Consider the following 20,984-nt stretch of genomic DNA (forward strand, 5'->3'; position numbering starts at 1 on the left):
CGTCCTCAGTCCTTCAGCGTCGCAGTGCGCCCGCCGCTGTGCGCGACGCAGCGCGCGATCTCGTCGAAGCTGTCCATGCCGTACCAGAACACCTTCCACTTCTCCTGTTTCAGGCAGCCATCGGATTCGGCGTAGTAGAACGGGTTGACCGGGTTGCCGTGGCGCGAGCGCCAGAACAGGCGCGGATTCTGCTCGCGCATCACCTGCCACACCGCGCGACCGAGACCTTCGCCCTGCGCTTCGTCGAGCACGGCGAACTTGTCGAGGTAGATGCCGGCATCCTCGCTCGTGAGGATCACCGCGGCGCGATAGTTCTCGCTGACGTAGGCGCGATGCAGCGTCGTGCGCTCGAAATAATCGGGCAGCAGGCGGCGGCCGAACGCCGATTCGATGAGCTCGCGCAGGCGTTCCAGATCGAGTTCGCTCCACTGCGACACCTGCAGCACGCGCTCGCCGCGGCGCACGAGCGTGCCCGAACCCTTGTGCGTGAACAGTTCCTTCGCCAGCTCCGACGGCTTGGTGATCGACACCGACGAGGTCAGCGGCAGCTTGTCCAGCAGGTCCTTGATCTGTTCGATCTTCACGCGCATGCCGCCGTTGATCCACGGCTGCGACATGAGGTGGTCGTACTCGGTCGACAGATTGATCGAGTCGATCACCTTGCCGCTGTCATCGAGCAGGCCGCCGGTGCCGGTGAGGAACACGATCTTGTACGGCTGCAGCTTCTGTACCAGTTCATTGGCGGCGAAGTCGGCATTGACGTTGAGGATCTGGCCGGAGGCGGTTTCGCCCAGGCTCGCGATGACCGGGATGGAACCGGCGCGCAGGCTGGCTTCGATCGGCGCAAGGTTCACGCGCTTCACTTCACCGACAAGGCCGTACGTGTCGCGATCCAGGTAATCGGCTTCGAACACGCCCGACACAATCGACGTCGCGCGCGCGTCGAAGGCCTGCAGCGCTTCGACCAGTTTCAGGTTCTGCGACTGGAACACGCGACGCACGATGGCGAGCGCTTCGGGCGAGGTGACGCGAAGGCCGTTCACCGTCTGCTTCACGATGCCGGCGGCCGACAGCTCTTCATCGAGCTGCGGACCGGCGCCGTGGATGACGATGGGCGTTAGGCCCACGTCCTGCAGGAACGCGAGCGAGGATGTCAGTGCTTCGAGATCGTCGCGCAGCACCGCGCCGCCGACCTTCACCACGGCAAAGCGCTTGGCGTCCAGCTGCGAGAAGCGCTTGAGGTACTGCGAGATCTCCTTCGCGCTGGCCATGCTCGAAAGCAGGCGCACGATGGTTTGTCTCGTCTGGATGTCGCGGGTGTCGTTCATCTTTGAGTGGATCAGGTGTTGTTCTTGCAAGGTCTTCGGGCCGACGGGCGTCGCGTCGCGACACCCTCAGGGTCTAGCGCCACATCCCCGCCGCGCCGCTTCACGGCGAGGCCGCCCCCTTGACTCAAGGGGGCTCCAAAAAGCGGGGGCTCAGGGCGTCGTCATGCAGTTTCTAGGATGCGGGTTACCGATTCGGTGTAGCGCTGCAACTGCTCCAGCGCGACCCATTCGTCGGCGGTGTGCGCCTGCGCGATGTCGCCGGGGCCGTAGACGATCGCGGTGAGTCCGGCTGCGGAGAACAGCGAGGCTTCGGTCCAGAAGTCCACCGCGTTGCCGATCGGCAGGCCGAGGGCGTCGGCGAGGTCGCGTGCTTCGAGGCGGCGGTTCTCCGCATCGGCGACATCGCCCGACGGCAGCGACGGACCGCGGAAGGTTTCCTCGTAGCGCTCCACGGCGCCGGCTTCGACCAGCGTGCCGAAGCGTTCGTGCAGCGCGTCGATCGACATCGACGGCAGCGGACGGAAACCGAAGCGCAGCTCGGCACTCGGCGCGATCATGTTCGCCTTGATACCGCCTTCCACCCGGCCGATGTTGAAGCGCAGGCCGGTCAGGCCACCGAAACGCTGGTGCGCCTGGCTTTCGACGAAATCCAGCGCATGGCCGCCCCAGCGGATCGCCTGGTGCAGCGCGCTCGCCTGCATCGCGTTCGCCCCCGACGCATGGCCGGCGACGCCGCGAAAGCGCATCAGCACCGAGCTGATGCCGCGATGCGCGAGCACGGCTTCGCACTTCGTCGGCTCGGCGACGATGACGTCCTGGAACGAATGGCCGCTGGCGAGGAACGCCGCGATGCAGCGCGCGTCGTTGGCCTCCTCGTCGGTGGAGAACAGGAACGCGGCATCGCCGGTCGTGCGCGACGCGGCGGTGACCAGTCCCGCGGCCGCGCCTTTGATGTCGCATGCGCCCAGGCCGATCGCGCGATCGCCGGTAACGCGCAACACGTGCGGATCGGCACTCCACGCTTCCGACGACGGCACCGTGTCCAGGTGCACGTTGAACAGGCGTGTCGGATTGCCGCGCACGGCGAGCATCGACACGGCACCGGCACCGTGGTCGATCACGTCGATGCGGAAGCCGTGCAGCTTCCCGCGCAGGTAGTCGAAGATGCCGCCGGTGCCGATGTCGCGCGGCGGATTGCGGGTATCGAAGGACACCAGCGCTTCGAGGTGTTGGAGGGTCTGGTCGAGCATGTCGTTTACGCCGGAGTGAGTGGAGAGTAGTGAGGAGTGAGCATCGCTTCGCTCACTTCTCACTTCTGCAGTTGCCCGCTTCTCAACCCTTCCGGTTGACCTCGGCCCACAGCGTGCTGCTCATGCCGAACAGCTTGATGAAGCCTTCGGCCTCGGCCACGCCCCAGTCGGCCGCCTGCGCGTAGGTCGCGCCCTTGGCGTTGAGGATGTGCTTCGACTCGATGGCCACCGCCGTCACGGTGCCGCCGTTGGTTTCCAGCGTGACTTCGCCGTTCACGGTGGACTGGCTCGACTGCAGGAACGCTTCGAGGTCGGTCTTCAGCGGGTCGTGGAAGAAGCCTTCGTACACCAGCTCCACCCACTTGCGCGCGACCTCGGGCTTGAAGCGGTTCTGCTGCTTGCTCAGCACGGCTTCCTCCAGCGCGCGATGCGCGGCGAGCAGCGCGGTCAGGCCCGGTGCTTCGAAGATGATGCGGCCCTTCAGGCCGATCGTCGTGTCGCCGGTGTAGAGGCCGCGGCCCACGCCGTACTGCGCGAACAGGCCGTTGAGCCTGGCCAGCATGGTGTGGCCTTCGATCTTCTCGCCGTCGAGCGTCACCGCTTCGCCGTTGACGAAGCCGATCTTCACGCGCAGCGCCTGCGCCGGCCACTCGCTACGCGGCTTGCACCAGCCCACGGCGCCTTCGCCCGGCGCCTGCCAGCGGTCGATCTCGCCGCCGGACATCGTCAGGCCGAGCAGGTTTTCGTTGATCGTGTACGCCTTCTGCTTGGCGCGCACGCCGAAGCCGCGGTCTTCCAGGTACTTCTGCTCGTAGGCGCGGACTTCGGTGTGTTCCTTCTGGATCTCGCGGATCGGCGCCACGATCTCGTAATCGCCCAGCGCCTTCACGGCCAGGTCGAAACGCACCTGGTCGTTGCCCATGCCGGTGCAGCCGTGCGCGATGGCCTTCGTGCCCAGTTCGTCGCAACGCTTCAGCGCGGCATCGACGATGAGGTAGCGATCCGACACCAGCAGCGGGTACTGCGACTGGTAGCCCTCGCCCGCCCACACGAACGGCTTGACGAAGCCTTCCCAGATAGCCGGACCGCCATCGACGGTGACGTGCGAGGCGACGCCCAGCTCGGCGGCGCGCTGTTCGATGAAGGCGCGTTCCTCCGCATCCACGCCGCCGGTGTCGGCGAACACGGTGTGCACGTTCCAGCCGCGCTCCTTCAGGTAGGGAACGCAGAAGCTGGTGTCGAGGCCGCCGGAGAAGGCGAGGACGATGTCTTTGCTCATGTGGGGATCTCTGTGGGGTTCTTCGAATCAGTTGCGGGCGAGCGCGGCCATGATGGCCTTCTGCACGTGCAGGCGGTTTTCGGCTTCGTCTATGGCGATGCACTGCGGCGAATCCATCACCGCGTCGGTGGCCTTCACGTTGCGGCGCAGCGGCAGGCAGTGGCTGAAGACGCCGTTGTTGGTCAGCGCCATCTTCTGCTCGTCGACGATGAAGTGCTTGTACTGGTCGCGGATGGGCTTTTCCGGCTCCCAGTTGCCGAAGAACGGCAGCGCGCCCCAGCTCTTGGCGTAGACGACGTCGGCACCGCGGTATGCGCTTTCGATGTCGTGGCTCACGCGGAACGAACCGCCGCTTTCGGCGACGTTCTGTTCGGCCCAGCCGATGTAGCGCTCATCGAGCACGTACTGCGGCGTCGGGCACAGGAGCGTGACGTCCATGCCCATGCGCGTGGCGATCGTCAGCGCGGAGTTCGCCACCGCGGTGTTGAGCGGCTTGGGGTGATAGGTCCAGGTGAGCACGTACTTCTTGCCGCGCAGGTCGGACGTGCCGAAGTGCTCCTGCAGCGCGAGGATGTGCGCGAGCTCCTGGCAGGGATGCGTGATCGTCTCCATGTTGATCACCGGCACCGGCGAGTACTTCGCGAAGCTGTTGAGCACGATGTCCTGGCGGTCGTACTGCCAGTCGACGAACTTCGGGAACGCGCGCACGCCGATCAGGTCGACGTAACGGCCCAGCACCCGCGCGACTTCGGCGATGTGCTCTTCGGTGTCGCCGTCCATGACGGTGCCGAGGTTGAACTCGATCGGCCACGCGTCCTTGCCCGGCTGCAGCACCACGGCATGGCCGCCGAGCTGGAAGGCGCCCAGTTCGAAGCTGGTGCGCGTGCGCATCGACGGATTGAAGAACACCAGGGCGATCGACTTGCCCTTCAGCTGGTCGCCCAGCTTGCTGCGCTTGAACTCCGCCGCCTGCGCGAGCAGTGCGTCGAGGCCGTCGCGCGACCAGTCCTGGGTGTTGAGGAAGTGCTTGGGGGTCATCGACTGCGTTCCCGTGAAGAAGATCTCGAAGGAGGTTCGCTGGGCCGAAAAGCAAAAAGCCCAGCGCGTAGGCTGGGCTTTTCGTGTGTCACTTCGCCTGTTGCGAATGGCGCGTGCGACCGTCTACCCAGCGGATTGGCGGGTGTACGGTCGGCGCGCGCGCGAGGTCATCCCCGCCGCCATCCAGGCGGAGGTGAGCACGTCGGCGTCGGCGTAAAGGGCGTTCATGAGGGGGCGAATGCTCGCATGCGACCGGGGCGGGCGCAACCGATTTGTGACCCGGAAGGTCAGCGACTCCGCGGCGGCTGCACGACCGGCGTCACGGAAACTCGGATCCGCAGCCGGTTGCCCGGGTCGTCTGCCAGGCGCGAGCGGTACTTGGCGCCCTTGTAGGTGTAGTCCACGTCGTAGGCGATGGGCCGGCGGAACTCGCGTTCGACGGTGACCGGCTTGCAGTCGGGCGTGGCGGCGGGCTTGTCCTGCTTCTCCTCGCGACCCAGCGCTTCCTTCACCGCGCCCAGGGCACGCGACAGCTTGGAATCGCCCTTGGCCTCCTCGCACTGTTCCTCGACCGAGCTGGCCTTCAGCGTCTGGTAGACCGGCGTCACGCGCAGCACCTGCGCGTAGTCGAAGCGGACGTTCTCCGCCTGGATGACCGTGGTCTGCGTCGGAGCCTGCTGTTGCGCCTGCGCCGCCGCGGCCCAGAGGACCGCCACGGCCATCGCGGCGACGCGCCCGGACATCGGGGCTGCTTTCGCCGGCAGGGACGGAACTGGACGGGCCATCACGCTCGCAAGGTAGGGAAATGTTCAGAAAGTGTAAGCGGATACGGCGCCGTAGGTCTGAACCTCGCCTTTAGCTTGCCGGCATGCGGCGGCCCGAGGGGTCGGGACGCGGCGCCCGGTGCTGCCGCTAGAATGGCCGGCACTTCCGGCGGTAACCCCATGAGCCTGCACCTTTTCAACAGCCTGACGCGACGGGTCGAGCCGTTCGCGCCCCTGAATCCCGACCGCCCGACGATGTACCTGTGCGGGCCGACGGTCTACAACTTCGTCCACGTCGGCAATGCCCGCGGGCCGGTGGTATTCGGCGTGCTGGCCGACGTCCTGCGTCGCCGTTACGGCAGCCTCGACTACGCCCGCAACATCACCGACATCGACGACAAGATCAACAATGCCGCCCGTGAGCGCGGCGTGCCGATCGGCGAGATCACCGCCCGCTTCACCGCCGCGTACCTGGACGACATGGCCGCGCTGGGCGTGAAGCCGCAGAACATCCAGCCCGAAGCGACGGCGCATGTGCCGCAGATCATCGAGATGATCCAGCGCCTGATCGACGCCGGCCACGCCTACGAGGCCGAAGGCCACGTGCTGTTCGCCGTCGGCACCTTCGCCGGCTACGGCAAGCTGTCGCGCCGCGATCCGGAGGAACTGCTTGCCGGCGCGCGCATCGACGTGGCGCCGTACAAGCGCGACGCGGGCGATTTCGTGCTGTGGAAGCCTTCGACCGACGACCTCCCCGGCTGGGAATCCCCTTGGGGTCGCGGCCGTCCGGGCTGGCACATCGAATGCTCGGCGATGGCCGCCGCGCACCTGGGCGAAACCATCGACATCCACGCCGGCGGCGTCGACCTGCAGTTCCCGCACCACGAGAACGAGATCGCGCAGAGCGAGTGCGCGCACGGCGGCAGGATCTTCGCCCGCTACTGGCTGCACAACGGCATGCTGAATTTCGGCGGCGCCAAGATGGCCAAGTCGGTCGGCAACATCCAGCGCGTGCACGATCTGGTGCAGCAGTACCCGCCGGAGGCGCTGCGCTTCTCGCTGCTGTCGGCGCATTACCGCCAGCCGCTGGAATGGTCGGACGGCCTGATCGAGCAAAGTGTGCGCACGCTGGACCGGCTGTACGGCACCCTGCGCGACCTGGCCGACGTCGATGCCGAGCCCGCGATCCCCGCTACGGTCGAAGCCGCGCTGGACGACGACCTCAACACGCCGCAGGTGATGGCGGAGATCGCCCGCATCGCCGGCGATGCGCGCAAGGCCGTATCGGCCGACGAGAAGGCGCGCCTGAAGTCCGAACTGCTCGGTGCCGGCCTCGCACTCGGCCTGCTGCAGCAGGATCCGGCGGCGTGGTTCGCGCGCGGCACAGAGGAAGGCGACGATGCGCGCATCCAGGCCCTGATCGACGAGCGCCTCGCCGCGAAGAAGGCGCGCGATTTCGCCCGTGCCGACGCGATCCGCGACCAGCTCGCCGGCGAAGGCATCCTGCTCGAGGACACGCCGCAGGGTGTGCGCTGGAAGCGCGCCTGATCCACCGTCGCCATCCCGGCCCGCCGGGGTGGCGACCGACTCACCGTGCCTTGCCGCACGCCGCGTAAAATCCCACTGCAATGAACGCCATCGCTGCCCCCACCAGCCCCTTCCCGCTCGAAGCCAGCGCGCGCGACGCGCAGCAGGCGATCCGCGATGAGTTCGCCTTCTTCGGCGACTGGTCGGAGCGCTACCAGTACCTGATCGACCTCGGCCGCAAGCTGCCGGACCTGCCGCCGGAGTGGAAGACCGAGGAACACCGCCTGCACGGCTGCCAGTCGATGGTGTGGATCGTCGCCGAGGGCGATGCGGACCGCCTCGACTTCCACGCGATCAGCGACTCGGCCATCGTATCGGGCCTGATCTACCTCGCGCTGCGCGTCTATTCGGGGCGTAGCGCGAAGGAGATCGTCGACACCAACGCCGACTACATCGCGGAGATCGGCCTGGCGAAGCACCTGTCGCCGACGCGCAGCAACGGACTGGCCGCGCTGCTCGGCTTCATCCGCGAACGCGCGCGCCAGGCGCTGTGAGCCCGCGCCGGTGAGCGAAGCCGCACCCGCCGACGCCCCCATTCCGGGAATCGGCGACCTGCTGAGGAACCGCGGCTTCACCGGCCTGATGACATATCGCCTGCTGGCGATGCTGTCGTACCAGATCGTCGCGGTGACCGTCGGCTGGCACGTCTACGAACTCACGCGCGACGCGTTCGCGCTCGGCCTGATCGGCCTGGCCGAAGTCATTCCCTACTTCTGCTTCGCGTTGTTCGCCGGCTACGCGGTGGATCACCTGCCCCGCCGCAAGCTCGGCATGGCGGCGTGCCTCGGCTTGCTGCTGACGACGCTGACGCTCGCCGGCGTCGCGTCCGGCGTGCTGCCGGCGGGCACGTCGTCGTTCGGCACGCTGACCATCTATGCGGCTATCGCGGTGAACGGCGTGGTGCGCGCGTTCCTGGCGCCGGTGTACATGTCGCTGTTCGCGCGCGTGCTCAAACGCGAGCAGTTCGTGCGCGGCGCGGGAGTGAGCAGTGTGGTGATGCAGTCGGGCCTGGTGCTCGGACCCGCGGCTGGCGGCCTGCTGGTCGCATGGGGCGGAAAGAGCGCGGCGTACCTGGTCGCGGCGGCGTTCGCGGCGGCGGCATCGATCGCGGTGGTCACGATCCGCGTGACCGAACCGCCGCTTCCGGCCGAACGCGCGCCGATCTTCAAGAGCATCGGTGAGGGCCTGAACTTCGTCTTCAGGACGCAGGTCGTGCTGGGCGCGCAGGCGCTGGACATGTTCTCGGTGCTGTTCGGCGGCGCGGTCGCGCTGCTGCCGGCGTTCATCAGCGAAATCCTGCATTACGGACCCGAAGCGCTGGGCCTGCTGCGCGCCGCGCCGGCCGTCGGCGCGGTGCTGATGGGCGTGTACCTCGCGCGCCGCCCGTTGCAGCGCCACGCCGGACGCATCCTGCTCATCGCGGTGGCGGGTTTCGGGCTGAGCATCATCGGCTTCGCGTTGTCTCGCGAGCTGTGGGTCTCGGCGCTGATGCTGATGCTGTCGGGCATGTGCGACGGCGTGTCGGTGGTGCTGCGCTCGACGATCCTCCAGCTCGCCACGCCCGACCACCTGCGCGGTCGCGTGTCGTCGATCAACGGCATCTTCATCGGTTCGTCGAACGAGCTTGGCGCGTTCGAGTCGGGCGTCGCCGCGCGGCTGATGGGCCTGGTGCCGTCGCTGATCTTCGGCGGCTGCATGACGCTGGCGGTGGTCGGCGCCACGGCGAAACTCGCGCCGAAGCTGCGCCGGCTCGACCTGCGCGACCTGCACTGACATCCGCGTGTCCACGATCGCCGATGCCACCGTGGTGCAAACGCAGCGCATCTGCGTCGGCCTGCAGGCGTTCAACCGCGCCGCGGTCGGCGAGATCGAAAGCACGCCGATCCATCTGGCGGCGAAGGACGACGACGGCGAGCTGATCGGCGGCATCGTCGGCGAAGTGCTGCTCGGCTGGCTCGAAATCCACGTGCTGTGGCTGCGCGAGGATGTCCGATCGCAAGGCCACGGCGCGGCGCTGCTGCACGCCTGCGAGCGGCGCGCGATCGAAATCGGCGCGCATTCGGCGCGGCTGGACACGTTCGACTGGCAGGCCGAGGCGTTCTATCGACGCCATGGCTACGAGCGCTTCGCGGTGCTCGACGGATACCCGGACACGCACGAGCGCATCTTCATGCGCAAGCGGCTGTCGGCGCGCTAACCGCGCGCGGCGCTCCACGCCTCGTACAGCCCGCCCTCGCCGTGCGGTCGCAGCGGCTCGACCGCGAGCGTCTGCCGCGCCGGCGGCAACGCCATCTGCGCATACACAGCCGCCGTGGACAGGCCGAACGGCTCGCCGTCCTCGTTCGAATACGCGTAGCACGCGCGCGTCACGCCGCACAGGTGCATCGCGGCCAGGCACATCGGGCACGGGTGGCCGCTGGCGTAGACGACGGCGTCGTCCAGCCGCGGCGAGCCCGAACGCTGTGCGGCTTCTCGAATCGCCAGCAGTTCCGCATGCGCGGTGGGATCGTTCGTCGCATGGATCCGATTGGCCGCGCGCGCGAGCACCTTTCCATCGCGCACCAGCACCGCGCCGAACGGGCGACCGCCTTCGGCGACGTTCGCACGCGCCAGCGCGAGGGCCTCACGCATGAAGTCGATGGGTTCGGGCATGGCAGGCTCCGGAAGGCTGCGTGGTGGCGGGGCCAGCATGCATCGCGCGCGATGCTCGCGCATGGACCGGATCGGGCCGCATCGCCGCTTCGATCCGGCAGTTCGAACCGGAGGTGGAAAAGAAAAACCCGGCGCGAGGCCGGGTCTTTCGTGTCGCATCGAAGCGGGGAGCGGTGGATCAGTCGCCCATCTGCTTCTGCAGGTGCTCCCAGCGCTCCTGCGCGTCGATGGTGCGTTCGGCGGTGAGGCGCGCTTCCAGGCGCTCCAGGCCGATTTCCTCGCCCGTGTCGACGCAGTAACCGTAGTCACCCGAGTCCACGCGCTTGAGCGTGCTGTCGATCTTGCTGATCAGCTTGCGGTAGCGATCGCGGGTGCGCAGTTCCAGCGAGTTTTCGGTCTCGCGGGTGGCGCGCTCGGCTTCATCACCGACGTCGCGGACTTCGTCCTTGAGGTTCTCGATGGTCTGCTTGGATTCCTCGACCAGGTCGGTACGCCAGCCCAGCAGGCGCTGGCGGAAGTACTCGAGCTGGAGCGGGTTCATGTATTCCTCGTCGACCGTGGGCTTGTAGCCCTGCGGGACGATCGGGCGGCCAGTGGCCTCATCTGTCTGGTACGGCACGACTTTGACCTTGCCTTTCGGCGCGGGAGCCTGCGGCTTTGCGACGACGGCCACGGCCACCTTGCCGGCCGGGCGCGGAGCGGTCTTGGTCGCGGGATTGCTTGCGGCCGCCGCTTTGGTTGCAGGCGCCTTGTTGGATACGGGTTGCGTCACTGGATTCTTTGCGACTTCTGGCTTGCTGGCGACCGGTTTCGCCGTCGGGGATTCGACGGCCGGGCGCGCTGCTGCGGGTTTCTTGACGACGGGCTTGCTCTCCGGCTTCGCAGCCGTGGGCTTGCCTTCCTGGGGGGCGGCCTTCGCCGGCGTGGACTTCACCGGGGGAGCGGCCTTCTTGGCGGGCGCCGGAGCCTGCTTGGCGACCGGCTTGGGCGCCGGTGCCGCCTTCTTGGCGACGACGGGCTTCTTCGTGCTGGCGGCCGGCTTGGCCGGTGCCTTCTTCGCCGCCGCAGCCTTCTTGGCGACAGGCTTGGTGGCGGGAGTCTTCTTTACCGGAGCGGCCTTCTTGGCCACCGGCTTCTTGGCGGGCGCAGCCTTCTTCGCGGCCGGCTTCTTCACCGCGGTCTTCTTCGCTGCGGGTTTGCTGGACGCGGCCTTCTTGGCGGCCGGCTTGACGGTCTTCTTGACGGCCTTGGCGGCCTTCTTCGCGGTTTTTTTCACTGCCACGAGCGACGTGTCCTTCTGATCCCTGAGGACCTCCGGACGACGGGTCCGAAGGCGGTGTGGAGCACAGCATGCCCCACTTCGTGTCCGCGCAGCATGACATCGCATGCATGTGCCGGACACCGTCCGCGGAGCCTCGATCGTGCTGGTTCCGCGAAGGTCGGACGACCCGGAGATCGACCGAAAACTGGAGCCTTGTGACGGGAAAGCGCGCTGTTATACCCTGCCCCGGCACCTGCGGCAACCGCATATTCAGATGCCTGTCCGCATTAAGGAACCGTGATCGACCGTCTGCTCATCGTGCTGCTGCGAGGCTACAAGCGCTGGATCAGTCCGCTGCTTGGCCCGCGCTGCCGTTTCCATCCGACGTGCTCGGAATACGCCATGCAGGCCATCGCCCGTTTCGGCGCGTTCAAGGGCAGCTGGCTGGCGCTGCGGCGCATCCTGCGTTGCCATCCCCTTCACCCGGGCGGGATCGATCCCGTGCCGGAACCACCCTCCGGGAAAACCACATGCCATCGACACTGATCGTCAACGCCCGCCTGGTCAACGAAGGCCGCGAATTCGACGGCGACCTGCGCTTCGAGGACGGACGTATCGCCCAGATCGGCACAGGCCTGTCGGCGCGCGCGAACGAATCGGTGATCGACGCCGGTGGCCGTCGCCTGCTGCCGGGGATGATCGACGACCAGGTTCATTTCCGTGAGCCGGGCATGGAATACAAGGCCGACATCGCGACCGAATCGGCCGCCGCGGTCGCCGGCGGGCTGACGTCCTTCATGGACATGCCCAACACCAATCCGCCGACGCTCGACGCCGAAGCGCTGGAGAACAAGTACCGTCGCGCCGCGGGCCGCGCGTGGGGCAACTACGGCTTCTACATGGGTGCGAGCAACGACAACCTCGCCGCGATCCAGGCGCTGGATCCGCTCGCCGCGCCGGGCATCAAGGTGTTCATGGGCGCCTCCACCGGCAACATGCTGGTCGACAATCCGGAAATCCTCGACAGCATCTTCCGCGACGCGCCCACGCCGATCATCACGCATTGCGAAGACACGCCGATGATCGACGCCGAACTCGCCCGCTACAAGGCGAAGTACGGCGACGACATCCCACCCGCGTGCCATCCCGACATCCGCTCGCGCGAAGCGTGCATGAAGTCGACGCAGCTCGCGCTTTCGCTGGCGCGCAAGCACGACACGCGCCTGCACGTGCTGCACATCAGCACGGCCGACGAACTGGCGCTGTTCGAAAAGGGCCCGATGATCCGCGCCGACGGCAGCCGCAAGCGCATCACGGCCGAAACCTGCATCCATTTCCTGCGCTTCGACCGCGCTGATTACGCGCGTCTGGGCCACCTGATCAAGTGCAATCCGGCGATCAAGGATGCGAGCGATCGCGAAGCGCTGATCCAGGCACTGACCGAGGACGTGATCGACGTGCTCGCGACCGACCACGCGCCGCACACGCTGGAAGAAAAGGCGCGTCCGTACACCGGTGCGCCCAGCGGCCTGCCGCTGGTGCAGTACGCGCTGGTCGCCGCGCTCGAACTGGTGCACGAAGGCCGCCTCACCACGTCGCAGGTCGTGCAGAAATTCGCGCACGCGCCGGCGCAGCTGTTCGACGTGAAGGGCCGCGGCTTCCTTCGCGAGGGTTATGCGGCCGATCTCGTGCTGATCGACGACACGTCGTTCACCGTGCAGCGCGAGGACGTGCTGTCCAAGTGCGGCTGGTCGCCGTTCGAAGGCACGACCTTCCGTTCGCGCATCGCCTCGACGTGGGTCAACGGCGAACTCGCATGGGACGGCCGGCAGCTGGTCGGCCAGCCGCGCGGCGAGCGGCTGGCGTTCGATCGATGAGGTTTGCGCGAGGCGTCGCGCTGTCGCTGCTGGCGATGGCGTCGACGGGTTGTTCCGCTGCACCCGTGGCACCTGTCGCACCGAGCGTCGCACAGGCGACCGCGGCGGCGAGCGTCGACACGCGCGTGGTGTTCCCGACGTCCGTCCAGCAAGGCTCGCTGGTACTCGGCAAGGTGCCGGCCAATGCGACCGTGCGTTACGACGCGCGCGTGTTGCGTCCGACGAACTACGGCACGGTCGTGTTCGGCATCGGCCGCGATGAGACAGGACCGGTCAGCGTCGATGTCACCACTGCCGACGGCCGCACGCAGACCGCGCGCATCGCCGTCACGCCGCGCGACTGGCCGGTCGAGAACGTCCGCGGCGTGCCGCCGAAGACGGTCGAGCCGCCGCCGGAAATCGCCGCACGCATCGAGCGCGAGCAGGCGCAGGTCACCGCCGCGCGTGCACGCGACGACGATCGCGCGGACTTCGCGCAGGCCTTCGTCTGGCCGGTGAAGGGCCGCATCAGCGGACGCTTCGGCAACCAGCGCGTCTACAACGGCACGCCGAAATCGCCGCATTCCGGCATGGACATCGCCGCGCCGACGGGCACGCCCGTGCTCGCTCCGGCATCGGGCGTGGTCACCTTCGCCGCGCCGGATCTGTACCTCACCGGCGGCACGCTGCTGCTCGACCACGGCCATGGCGTGAGTTCGAAATTTCCTGCACCTGTCGCGCATCGACGTGAAGGTGGGCGATCGCGTGCAGCAGGGACAGGTGATCGGCGCAGTCGGCGCGACCGGGCGCGCGACGGGGCCGCATCTGCACTGGGGGATGAACTGGTTCGATGTGCGTGTCGATCCGTTGCTGGTTCTGGAGCGCACGCAGTAAAAGCCCGTTGTTCACCTCTATGGCGCGCTGCGGCGCGTTCTTTTCAGCGGCAACTGCAGTGCATCGCGGCGCGGTTCGATGTGCGTGTCGATCCGTTGCTGGTTCTGGAGCGCACGCAGTAAAAGCCCGTTGTTCCCCTCTGTGGCGCGCTGCGGCGCGTTCTTTTCAGCGGCAACTGCAGTGCATCGCGGCGCGGTTCGATGTGCGTGTCGATCCGTTGCTGGTTCTGGAGCGCAAGCAGTAAACGCTCGTTAGCCCTCCCCCATCGGCGACGCAGAAAGTGCCGACGTCACAACGCTGTCGGTGGTCGGGCGCTCGTGCTTCTGCACCAGATGTCACGCCAGTCGACGTCCTTGGATTCCCGCCTTCGCGGGAATGACGGGCAAAAACGTCGCCTTCAGCGACGCCAAGGCGACGCGTCTTACGTCACCGTGCTCGTCCCATGCGAGTTCGCGGTATTCGACACCGGCGTGGCGGCGGTCGTGCGCAGTCGCGACGCTGTGTAGCCGGTCACGCGGTCGCGGCCGGCAGCCTTGCTCGCGTACAACGCCGCGTCGGCGCGTTCCAGCAGTTTCTCGACCGTCTCGCCGTAATGCAGTTCGGCCACGCCCAGGCTCAGCGTCGTGTTGAACAGGCGGTTCTCGATGGACAGCGGCCGGCAGTTCACCGCGGCGCGCAGGTTCTCCGCCACGCACAGCGCTTCGCGAAGCTGCGTGTCGGGCAGGACGACCAGAACCTCGTCGCCACCGTAACGTCCGAACAGGTCGTACGTGCGCAGTCGGTTGCGCGTTCGCAGCGCGACGATCCGCAGCGTCTGATCGCCCACGCGATGGCCGTGCGCGTCGTTGATGCGCTTGAAGAAATCGATGTCGAAGAACACCACCGACAGCGGCCGGCGTCCGCGATGCGCCGCCTCGGCGAGCGCTTCCAGTCGTTCGTTGATCGCCGAACGCGTCAGCGCTCCCGTCAGCGCGTCGTAGGTCGCCAGGCGACTCGCGTGATCGCGGTCGCGACGCATCTGGTGCATGTGGTCGGTCAGGCCGATGGTGAGCACGAGGCCGCCCATCGCAAGGCCGATCGGGAACGCGTATTCCATCCACTCGGGATTGCGCCAGCCGCCGAGCAGTTCGCCGAGTCGAAGCAGCACGAGCACGATCATCGGCGCCCACGAGAGCGCCATGAAGTACGCCTCGCGCTGACGTTCCCAGGCAGCGACTACGCTGGCGGCGAAGGTGGTCACGGCCGACACCAGGAACACCGAGTTCGCCACCCACGGCAGCCAGTTCGCGACGGTACCGAGGTTGGCCAGCAGCAACACCAGCAGCGCGGCGTTGCAGCCGTGCAGCACGCGCATGAAGCGTGGGTGGCGCTCGGGCAGGTTGAGATAGAGCGCGACGAAGCTGTTGCTCGCCACCACGCCCAGCAGGCCGAACATGCGACCGACGCGCGGATCGGCGCCGATCAGCTCCGCGAGCCAGGGCACGGCGCGCACTTCGCCACCGACCGAGGCGAGGTAGAACGCCTGTGCGGCGAGCGTCAGCGACAGGTAGGCGTACGTCCGCTCGCCGATACCCACCCAGAAGCCCACCGCCAGCAGCGCGAGCACGACGAGCGTGCCCAGCACGAAGGTGCGCAGCGCGACGTGCCGCAGGTCCTGTCGATGCACGGCGGCGAGCGGTTCGACATCGACCGACATCGCCGTCGGCGACAACGCGCTCACACGGAGGTAGATCGATTCGCCGGTCGCCAGCCCCTGCGGGAGCGGGATGACGAGGGCGCGCGTGGAGAACTCGGGGTCGGAATCAGCGCCGACCAGTGCCCGCCGCAGGGGAATGGCGTCGCCGGGACGCCAGACTTCCACCCGGTTGAGATACGGAAAACGCAGCACCAGGTTCGGCGAATCGGCGGGCTGGACGGCTTGCCGGGCGGTCAGCCGCCACCAGCGCGGGCGTCGGGAGGTCTCGTGGATGGCCTGCCCTTCGACGCTCGCGAAGTCGGTCTGGTGCCGACCCGAGAGCACTTCCAGCGGGACGGGGTCGTCATCGAGACGGGACACGTCGAAGATCTGCGCCGACGCGGACGTCGCCACCAGCATGCCGAACGCGGCCATCATGGCCAGCCACCACCGACGAAAGGGTTTCCCCATAACCCGTCTAGGTCCCCGAGCAAGGTCGGGGAGCATAGCGTAATGAGACGACGGTCGCGGAATCGTCCGACGAAGGGCAGCGCCGCCGGGGCCGGCGGTGCCCCGAAAGGTCAGGCGCTGGCGCCCTGCCCGGTCACCCGTGCCACGGCGTCGTGGGCGTGGAGGCTTTCGAAATGCGAGACCTGGGCGTCGAAGCGCTCGATGCGCGCATCGGCCGACAGGACGGCAGCGACGCGACGGGCGGCGTCCTCGCAGAACATCAGGTTCTCGGCGTTGAGACGCGCGAAGGCCTGCTCGTCCTCGCGCTTGACGGCCGTCTGTACCGGCGTGGCGAGTGCGGTTTCGAGGGCGTCGATCAAAGCCGCCAGCGGCACTTCGTCGAAGGCCGGGCGCAGTTCGACGCGCACGTCGGCGCGGCTGCGCTGGGCGTGGGGCGTCGCGGCAAGGCCGCGCTCGGACGCGAGCCATTCGCTCACCACCGCCGCCGACAGCGGGCGCGCGGCGGCGAAATCCTCGGCGAAGCGTTCGGCGTTGAGTTGGCGCGAGAGCGCCGCCGAGGCCGGACAGGTGCTGGAGTACTCGACCGAAAACGCCAATGCCAGGTGCAGGTGGCCGTCGCGCAGGGTGGCGTCGATCTCGACCGGATAGCGCTTCCACCCGGCGTTGTCGCTGGCGAGCGCGCGGCGCAGCAGCAGTTGTTCGTAGCGCAGCACGAGGCGGGCAGAGGTGGAAATCCCGCCCTGCGTCTCCACCAGCGTCTGCAGCACGCGGCGCAGGCCGGCGGGCGTCACGGTCTCGCTGGCGAAGGCGTTCTGCAGTTGCAGGTACATGCGCGACATGTGGATGCCGCGGGCGTTGGCGTCCTTCAGGTCGACACTGACGTCGACCGAGGCGGCGACGGTGATCGCCTCGCCATCGGGCCCGGCCACGCGGAGCGGCAGGGCGATGTTGGACATGCCGACCCAGTCGAGCGGTCGCGCCGCGGCGGCGGCGTCGAAGGCGACATCGGGAAGACGGCGCGGAGTGGTGGAAGTCGTGGTCACGGCGGACGAGATGGTTGGCGCAGGGGAGCGCAAGCCGGGCCATTGTAGCGGCCGCATCCGGACGGTCGGCCGGACACGTTGCAACAGTCAGTTTCGAGGCGTCGCCGCGCCTATCGCGGCGATAGCCCCGACATGGCGTTCACGCACGCGCCCCGCGCCAGGCGGTCCACAGCGCCGACCAGGGCGGCAGCGGCCGGGAGGCATCGCCGCGTAGCAGGCGCTGCCGGGCGAGCGCATTCCATACGCGGCGCGGACGGCCGGCATCGCCACGCGGCCAGTGCGCGAGCAACTCGGCGGCCCAGGCGTGCGTCGTAGCGCCCTCGCCTGCCCGGGCGATCACGCTCATCGGCACCGCCGCCTCATTCGTATGTGCGAGCCGCGCCTGCAGCAGCCCGGCCTGCACGACCGAGACGCTTGTTGGCGTCGCATCGAACAACGCCGTTTCGATGTCCGCCACCGCCTGGGCGAACGGCGCGATCGCGGCGAAGGCCTCGTCGCGATCGCGCGGACGTTCGCGGCTCTCGCGCAGCGACGGAATGGCCGCGCCCAGCGTGGTCCATGGCGCCGGAAGCTTCTGCAAGGCCAGGCCAATCGGGTGACGACGAATGCCGCGTGACCAGCCCTGCAGTTCTTCCATCCACCACGCGAGCTTCGCTTCGCCCGGTCGCGCATCGCTGCCGCCCCAGGCGGCTTCGGTCAGTTCCTGCTGCAGGGCGGCCCATGCGAGCGCGACCTCGCGCTGCTCAGGCGGCACGAACGCCTGCGCAACGGCCCATTCCGGCCACCGCGCGCGCCACTTGTCGAGGAAGCTGTCGAGCGCTTCGTCGCGCGAGGGTGCGGCGTCGCTCATCGCGTGCCCGGCCACGCGTCGGCGGCGATGAGCTGCGACGGCACGTCGATCATGACGTCGCCCTGCCAGGCGATCGGGTTGTCCTCGTCGAGGCGATACCCCCACAGCGCGACCACCGACGGCATGCCCGCGGCGCGCGCGGCGATGATGTCGCGCTCGTCGTCGCCGACGTAAACGCACTGCTCCGGCGCCACGCCGATGCGCTCGGCCGCGACGATCAGCGGCAGCGGATCGGGTTTGCGCGCGCTCAGCGAGTCGCCGCCGATCAGCACCGCGCAACGCTGCTCCCAGCCCAGCACGGGCATCAGCTGGCGCGCGAGGTACTCCGGCTTGTTGGTGACGATGCCCCATGTGCAGCCGGCGTTTTCCAGCGCTTCGAGCATTGCGTCGACACCCTCGAACAGCATGCCGTGATGGCCCAGCGCACGCTGGTAACAGTCGAGGAATTCGGGAATCCAGCGCTCGCGTTCGTCGTCGGGAACGTCGGGGAAGGCCGCCGCGACCATCGCGCGCGCGCCCTTGGACACGTGTGGGCGCAGTTGTTCCAGCGGCATCGGCGGCTGGCCACGGGCGGCGCGCATCGCGTCGATCGCCGCGACCATGTCGGGCGCGCTGTCGAGCAGCGTCCCGTCGAGGTCGAACAGCACGGCCTTCGGATATGCCACCGCGTCGGCTGCCATCAGGCGGCGTCCGGCTTCGACGCGCAGGCGAGGTAGTTCACGTCGGTACGCGAGATGACGCGCGCCGCGTTGCGCCACGGTTCGTACATCAGGCCGCTGACGTCTTCCAGCGCCAGGCCAGAGGCACGCAGCCACGCGCCCAGCTCGTGCGGCTTGATGAAGTCGCGGTACTGATGCGTGCCGCGCGGCAGCAGGCGGGCGATGTATTCGGCGCCCACGATGGCCAGCGCAAACGCCGCCGGCGTGCGGTTCAACGTCGACAGGAACAGCTTTCCGCCCGGGCGCAGAAGCGTCGCGCACGCACGGATGATCGAACCCGGATCGGGCACGTGCTCGAGCATCTCCATGCAGGTGATCGCATCGAACTGGCCGGCCATTTCGTCGGCGAGCGACTCGACCGATTGCAGGCGGTAATCGACCTTCACGCCCGATTCCAGACCGTGCAGGCGCGCGACCTTCACCAGTTCCGGCGCGAGATCGAGCGCGGTGACCTGCGCGCCTTCGCGCGCCATCGCTTCGCTGAGCAGGCCCGCGCCGCAGCCGACGTCGAGCACGCGCGCGCTACGCAGCGGCGAGCGCGCGGCGACGTAGCCCAGCCGCGCCGGATTGAGCGCGTGCAGCGCCTTCTGCGGGCCTTCGGGGTCCCACCAGCGCTGCGCGAGCGCGCCGAACTTGTCGAGTTCGGACTGGGTGTAGTTGCTGTCGGTGGAAGTCTGGGTCGTCACACTAATTCTCCAGGTGCGTCGTTCACGCGGACACGGGAACGACGGACAGTGCGGTCGTTGGCGTCACGTCAGCCGGATCGCCGCGATCCGCTCGCGCCACTGCCGTGCGTTGGCGACGAGCGCTGCGGCGTCCATGTCGACGAGCATGCGTTCGCGCAGTTTCGCGCGTCCGGCGATCCACACATCGCTCACGTGGTGGCGGCCGGTCGCGTAGATCAGCTGCGAGACGACGTGGTGCAACGGCTGCGTTTCGATCTGGCCGAGGTCGACGCAGACCAGGTCGGCCTGCTTGCCCGGTTCGATCGAGCCGATCTTCGCCTCGAAACCGAGCGAGCGCGCGCCGCCAAGCGTGGCGGCATGCAGCGCGGTCGCGGCATCGAACGCGGACGCGTCTTCGGCCACGGCCTTGGCCAGCAGCGCCGCAGTGCGCGTTTCGCCAAACATGTCCAGGTCGTTGTTGCTCGCGCAGCCGTCGGTGCCGATGGCGACGTTCACGCCGGCCTTCACCAGCTTGCCGACCGGGCAGAAACCCGACGCCAGCTTGAGGTTGGATTCGGGGCAATGCACGACGCTCACGCCGCGCTGCGCGCACAACGCGATTTCCGCGTCGGTGAGCTGCGTCATGTGCACGGCGATGAGGCGGTCGTTGATCAGGCCGAGGCGATCCAGCCGCGCAATCGGCCGCTGGCCGAGCTTGGCGTGCGATTCGGACACTTCATGCGCCGTCTCGTGCGTGTGCAGGTGCACGGGGATGTCGAGCTGGTCCGACAGCATGCGGATGCGCTCGAAGTTCTCGTCCGACACCGTGTACGGCGCATGCGGCGCGAAGGTGGTGGCGACCAGCGGATCGTCGCGCCACTGGTCGTGCACTTCGCCGGCGCGCTCGAAGTATTCCTCGCTCGTCTTCGCCCACGCGGTGGGGAAGTCGATCACCGGCAGGCCCACGCGCGCACGGAAGCCGTGCTGCTTGTAGACGGCGGCCTGCACGTCGGGGAAGAAGTAGTTCTCGTTGGCGCAGGTGGTGCCGCCGCGGAGCATCTCGGCGATCGCCAGCGCGATGCCGTCCTCGATGAACTCCGGCCCCATCACCGCGCCTTCCACCGGCCAGATGTGGCCCTGCAGCCACTCCATCAGCGGCAGGTCGTCGGCGATGCCGCGCAGCAGCGTCATCGGGTTGTGCGTGTGCGCGTTGACCAGGCCGGGGATCAGCGCGGCATCGGGACGCGACACGGTCTCGGCAGCATCGAAGCGCGCGCGTGCCTCGCGGGTCGGCAGCACGGCGACGATCTCGCCATCGCGCACGGCCACGGCGTGATCCTCGAGCACCACGCCGTGCGGTACGACCGGGACCACCCAGCCGGCTTCGATCAACAGGTCGCAGGCTTCGGGGGTGCGGTCGTGGGTCATGCGGCCTCGCTTTGTCTGCTCCCTCCCCTGCCTGCAGGGAAGGGTTGGAGAGGTGTTGCGAGCCGGGTTGCGGCTCGCACGTTCCAGGATCGCTTGCCTATGTTGCGGCAAGCGCGTCGGCGGGCGGGAAGAGGACCTTCGGGCCGCGCGACAGCCTGGATCCCGGCCTTCGCCGGGATGACGATCTGGCAGACCCGTGGCCGCGAGGGGCCACGGGTCGGATC

20 protein-coding genes and 1 pseudogene are annotated in these 20,984 nt (G+C 68.0%); 8 read left to right on the forward strand and 13 right to left on the reverse strand.

The features are described from left to right. Positions 1-5: 5 nt before the first annotated feature. The 4 genes from ABIE51_RS13395 to ABIE51_RS13410 form a co-directional block, all read right to left on the reverse strand. A complete protein-coding gene (locus ABIE51_RS13395; protein WP_192631107.1) occupies positions 6-1,328 on the reverse strand; it encodes an acetylglutamate kinase in 1,323 nt (440 codons plus the stop codon). Between the two features lie 161 nt (positions 1,329-1,489). Further along, positions 1,490-2,578, reverse strand: a complete 1,089-nt coding sequence (locus ABIE51_RS13400; RefSeq protein WP_192631108.1) for an acetylornithine deacetylase — start codon at positions 2,576-2,578, stop codon at positions 1,490-1,492. 82 nt (positions 2,579-2,660) lie between these two features. Then, complete coding sequence (locus ABIE51_RS13405) at positions 2,661-3,857, reverse strand: argininosuccinate synthase (protein ID WP_192631109.1); 1,197 nt, start codon at positions 3,855-3,857, stop codon at positions 2,661-2,663. Positions 3,858-3,884: 27 nt separating this feature from the next. Then, the gene (locus tag ABIE51_RS13410; RefSeq protein WP_192631110.1) at positions 3,885-4,895 is read right to left on the reverse strand and encodes an N-acetylornithine carbamoyltransferase; all 1,011 of its coding nucleotides are present in this window, start codon (positions 4,893-4,895) and stop codon (positions 3,885-3,887) included. A gap of 13 nt (positions 4,896-4,908) precedes the next feature. On the opposite strand from ABIE51_RS13410, the gene ABIE51_RS13415 reads away from it, so the two are divergent. Next, positions 4,909-5,112: a hypothetical protein gene (locus tag ABIE51_RS13415; RefSeq protein WP_157030610.1), complete on the forward strand. Its 204-nt coding sequence runs from the start codon at positions 4,909-4,911 to the stop codon at positions 5,110-5,112. A 70-nt stretch (positions 5,113-5,182) separates the two neighbouring features. Here ABIE51_RS13415 and ABIE51_RS13420 read toward each other — a convergent pair whose 3' ends face one another. After that, complete coding sequence (locus ABIE51_RS13420) at positions 5,183-5,638, reverse strand: hypothetical protein (RefSeq protein WP_232338419.1); 456 nt, start codon at positions 5,636-5,638, stop codon at positions 5,183-5,185. Positions 5,639-5,839: 201 nt separating this feature from the next. Between ABIE51_RS13420 and cysS the strand changes: the two genes are divergently transcribed. The 4 genes from cysS (at position 5,840) to ABIE51_RS13440 (ending at position 9,443) form a co-directional block, all read left to right on the forward strand. After that, on the forward strand, positions 5,840-7,207 hold the full coding sequence (gene cysS / locus ABIE51_RS13425) for a cysteine--tRNA ligase (RefSeq protein ID WP_192631111.1): 1,368 nt from the start codon (positions 5,840-5,842) through the stop codon (positions 7,205-7,207). 80 nt (positions 7,208-7,287) lie between these two features. Then, positions 7,288-7,740, forward strand: a complete 453-nt coding sequence (locus ABIE51_RS13430; protein ID WP_115844569.1) for a SufE family protein — start codon at positions 7,288-7,290, stop codon at positions 7,738-7,740. A 10-nt stretch (positions 7,741-7,750) separates the two neighbouring features. Next, positions 7,751-9,019: an MFS transporter gene (locus ABIE51_RS13435; RefSeq protein WP_502913301.1), complete on the forward strand. Its 1,269-nt coding sequence runs from the start codon at positions 7,751-7,753 to the stop codon at positions 9,017-9,019. Positions 9,020-9,026: 7 nt separating this feature from the next. After that, complete coding sequence (locus tag ABIE51_RS13440; RefSeq protein ID WP_192631112.1) at positions 9,027-9,443, forward strand: GNAT family N-acetyltransferase; 417 nt, start codon at positions 9,027-9,029, stop codon at positions 9,441-9,443. Here the strand turns inward: ABIE51_RS13440 and ABIE51_RS13445 are convergent. Both ABIE51_RS13445 and dksA read right to left on the reverse strand, forming a co-directional pair. Next, a complete protein-coding gene (locus ABIE51_RS13445; RefSeq protein WP_192631113.1) occupies positions 9,440-9,898 on the reverse strand; it encodes a nucleoside deaminase in 459 nt (152 codons plus the stop codon). The two genes, ABIE51_RS13440 and ABIE51_RS13445, sit on opposite strands and share 4 nt — an antisense overlap. 178 nt (positions 9,899-10,076) lie before the next feature. Then, a complete protein-coding gene (dksA, locus tag ABIE51_RS13450) occupies positions 10,077-11,180 on the reverse strand; it encodes an RNA polymerase-binding protein DksA (RefSeq protein WP_192631114.1) in 1,104 nt (367 codons plus the stop codon). Between the two features lie 276 nt (positions 11,181-11,456). On the opposite strand from dksA, the gene yidD reads away from it, so the two are divergent. The 3 genes and pseudogenes from yidD to ABIE51_RS13465 all read left to right on the forward strand — a co-directional run bounded on the left by yidD (position 11,457) and on the right by ABIE51_RS13465 (position 13,909). Next, a complete protein-coding gene (gene yidD, locus ABIE51_RS13455) occupies positions 11,457-11,705 on the forward strand; it encodes a membrane protein insertion efficiency factor YidD (protein ID WP_157030615.1) in 249 nt (82 codons plus the stop codon). After that, on the forward strand, positions 11,690-13,036 hold the full coding sequence (locus ABIE51_RS13460) for a dihydroorotase (protein ID WP_192631115.1): 1,347 nt from the start codon (positions 11,690-11,692) through the stop codon (positions 13,034-13,036). The genes yidD and ABIE51_RS13460 overlap by 16 nt, the downstream gene beginning before the upstream one ends. A gap of 35 nt (positions 13,037-13,071) precedes the next feature. Next, positions 13,072-13,909, forward strand: a pseudogene (locus ABIE51_RS13465) (M23 family metallopeptidase). 421 nt (positions 13,910-14,330) lie between these two features. On the opposite strand, the gene ABIE51_RS13470 reads toward ABIE51_RS13465, so the two are convergent. The 6 genes from ABIE51_RS13470 to ABIE51_RS13495 all read right to left on the reverse strand — a co-directional run bounded on the left by ABIE51_RS13470 (position 14,331) and on the right by ABIE51_RS13495 (position 20,760). Next, the gene (locus ABIE51_RS13470; RefSeq protein ID WP_192631116.1) at positions 14,331-16,022 is read right to left on the reverse strand and encodes a diguanylate cyclase; all 1,692 of its coding nucleotides are present in this window, start codon (positions 16,020-16,022) and stop codon (positions 14,331-14,333) included. Between the two features lie 143 nt (positions 16,023-16,165). Further along, positions 16,166-17,098, reverse strand: a complete 933-nt coding sequence (gene folE2, locus ABIE51_RS13475; protein WP_354504269.1) for a GTP cyclohydrolase FolE2 — start codon at positions 17,096-17,098, stop codon at positions 16,166-16,168. 139 nt (positions 17,099-17,237) lie between these two features. After that, the gene (locus ABIE51_RS13480) at positions 17,238-17,948 is read right to left on the reverse strand and encodes a phytoene/squalene synthase family protein (RefSeq protein WP_192631118.1); all 711 of its coding nucleotides are present in this window, start codon (positions 17,946-17,948) and stop codon (positions 17,238-17,240) included. Then, positions 17,945-18,628, reverse strand: coding sequence for a phosphoglycolate phosphatase (locus ABIE51_RS13485; RefSeq protein WP_192631119.1), 684 nt, complete (start codon positions 18,626-18,628; stop codon positions 17,945-17,947). Before ABIE51_RS13485 ends, ABIE51_RS13480 begins: the two co-directional genes overlap by 4 nt. Then, complete coding sequence (ubiG, locus tag ABIE51_RS13490) at positions 18,628-19,353, reverse strand: bifunctional 2-polyprenyl-6-hydroxyphenol methylase/3-demethylubiquinol 3-O-methyltransferase UbiG (RefSeq protein WP_502913304.1); 726 nt, start codon at positions 19,351-19,353, stop codon at positions 18,628-18,630. The genes ABIE51_RS13485 and ubiG overlap by 1 nt, the downstream gene beginning before the upstream one ends. A gap of 63 nt (positions 19,354-19,416) precedes the next feature. Further along, positions 19,417-20,760, reverse strand: coding sequence for a TRZ/ATZ family hydrolase (locus tag ABIE51_RS13495; RefSeq protein WP_192631120.1), 1,344 nt, complete (start codon positions 20,758-20,760; stop codon positions 19,417-19,419). Between the last annotated feature and the right edge of the window lie 224 nt (positions 20,761-20,984).

The sequence above is a fragment of the Lysobacter sp. OAE881 genome (assembly GCF_040546665.1).
Taxonomy (GTDB): Bacteria; Pseudomonadota; Gammaproteobacteria; order Xanthomonadales; family Xanthomonadaceae; genus Lysobacter_J; species Lysobacter_J soli.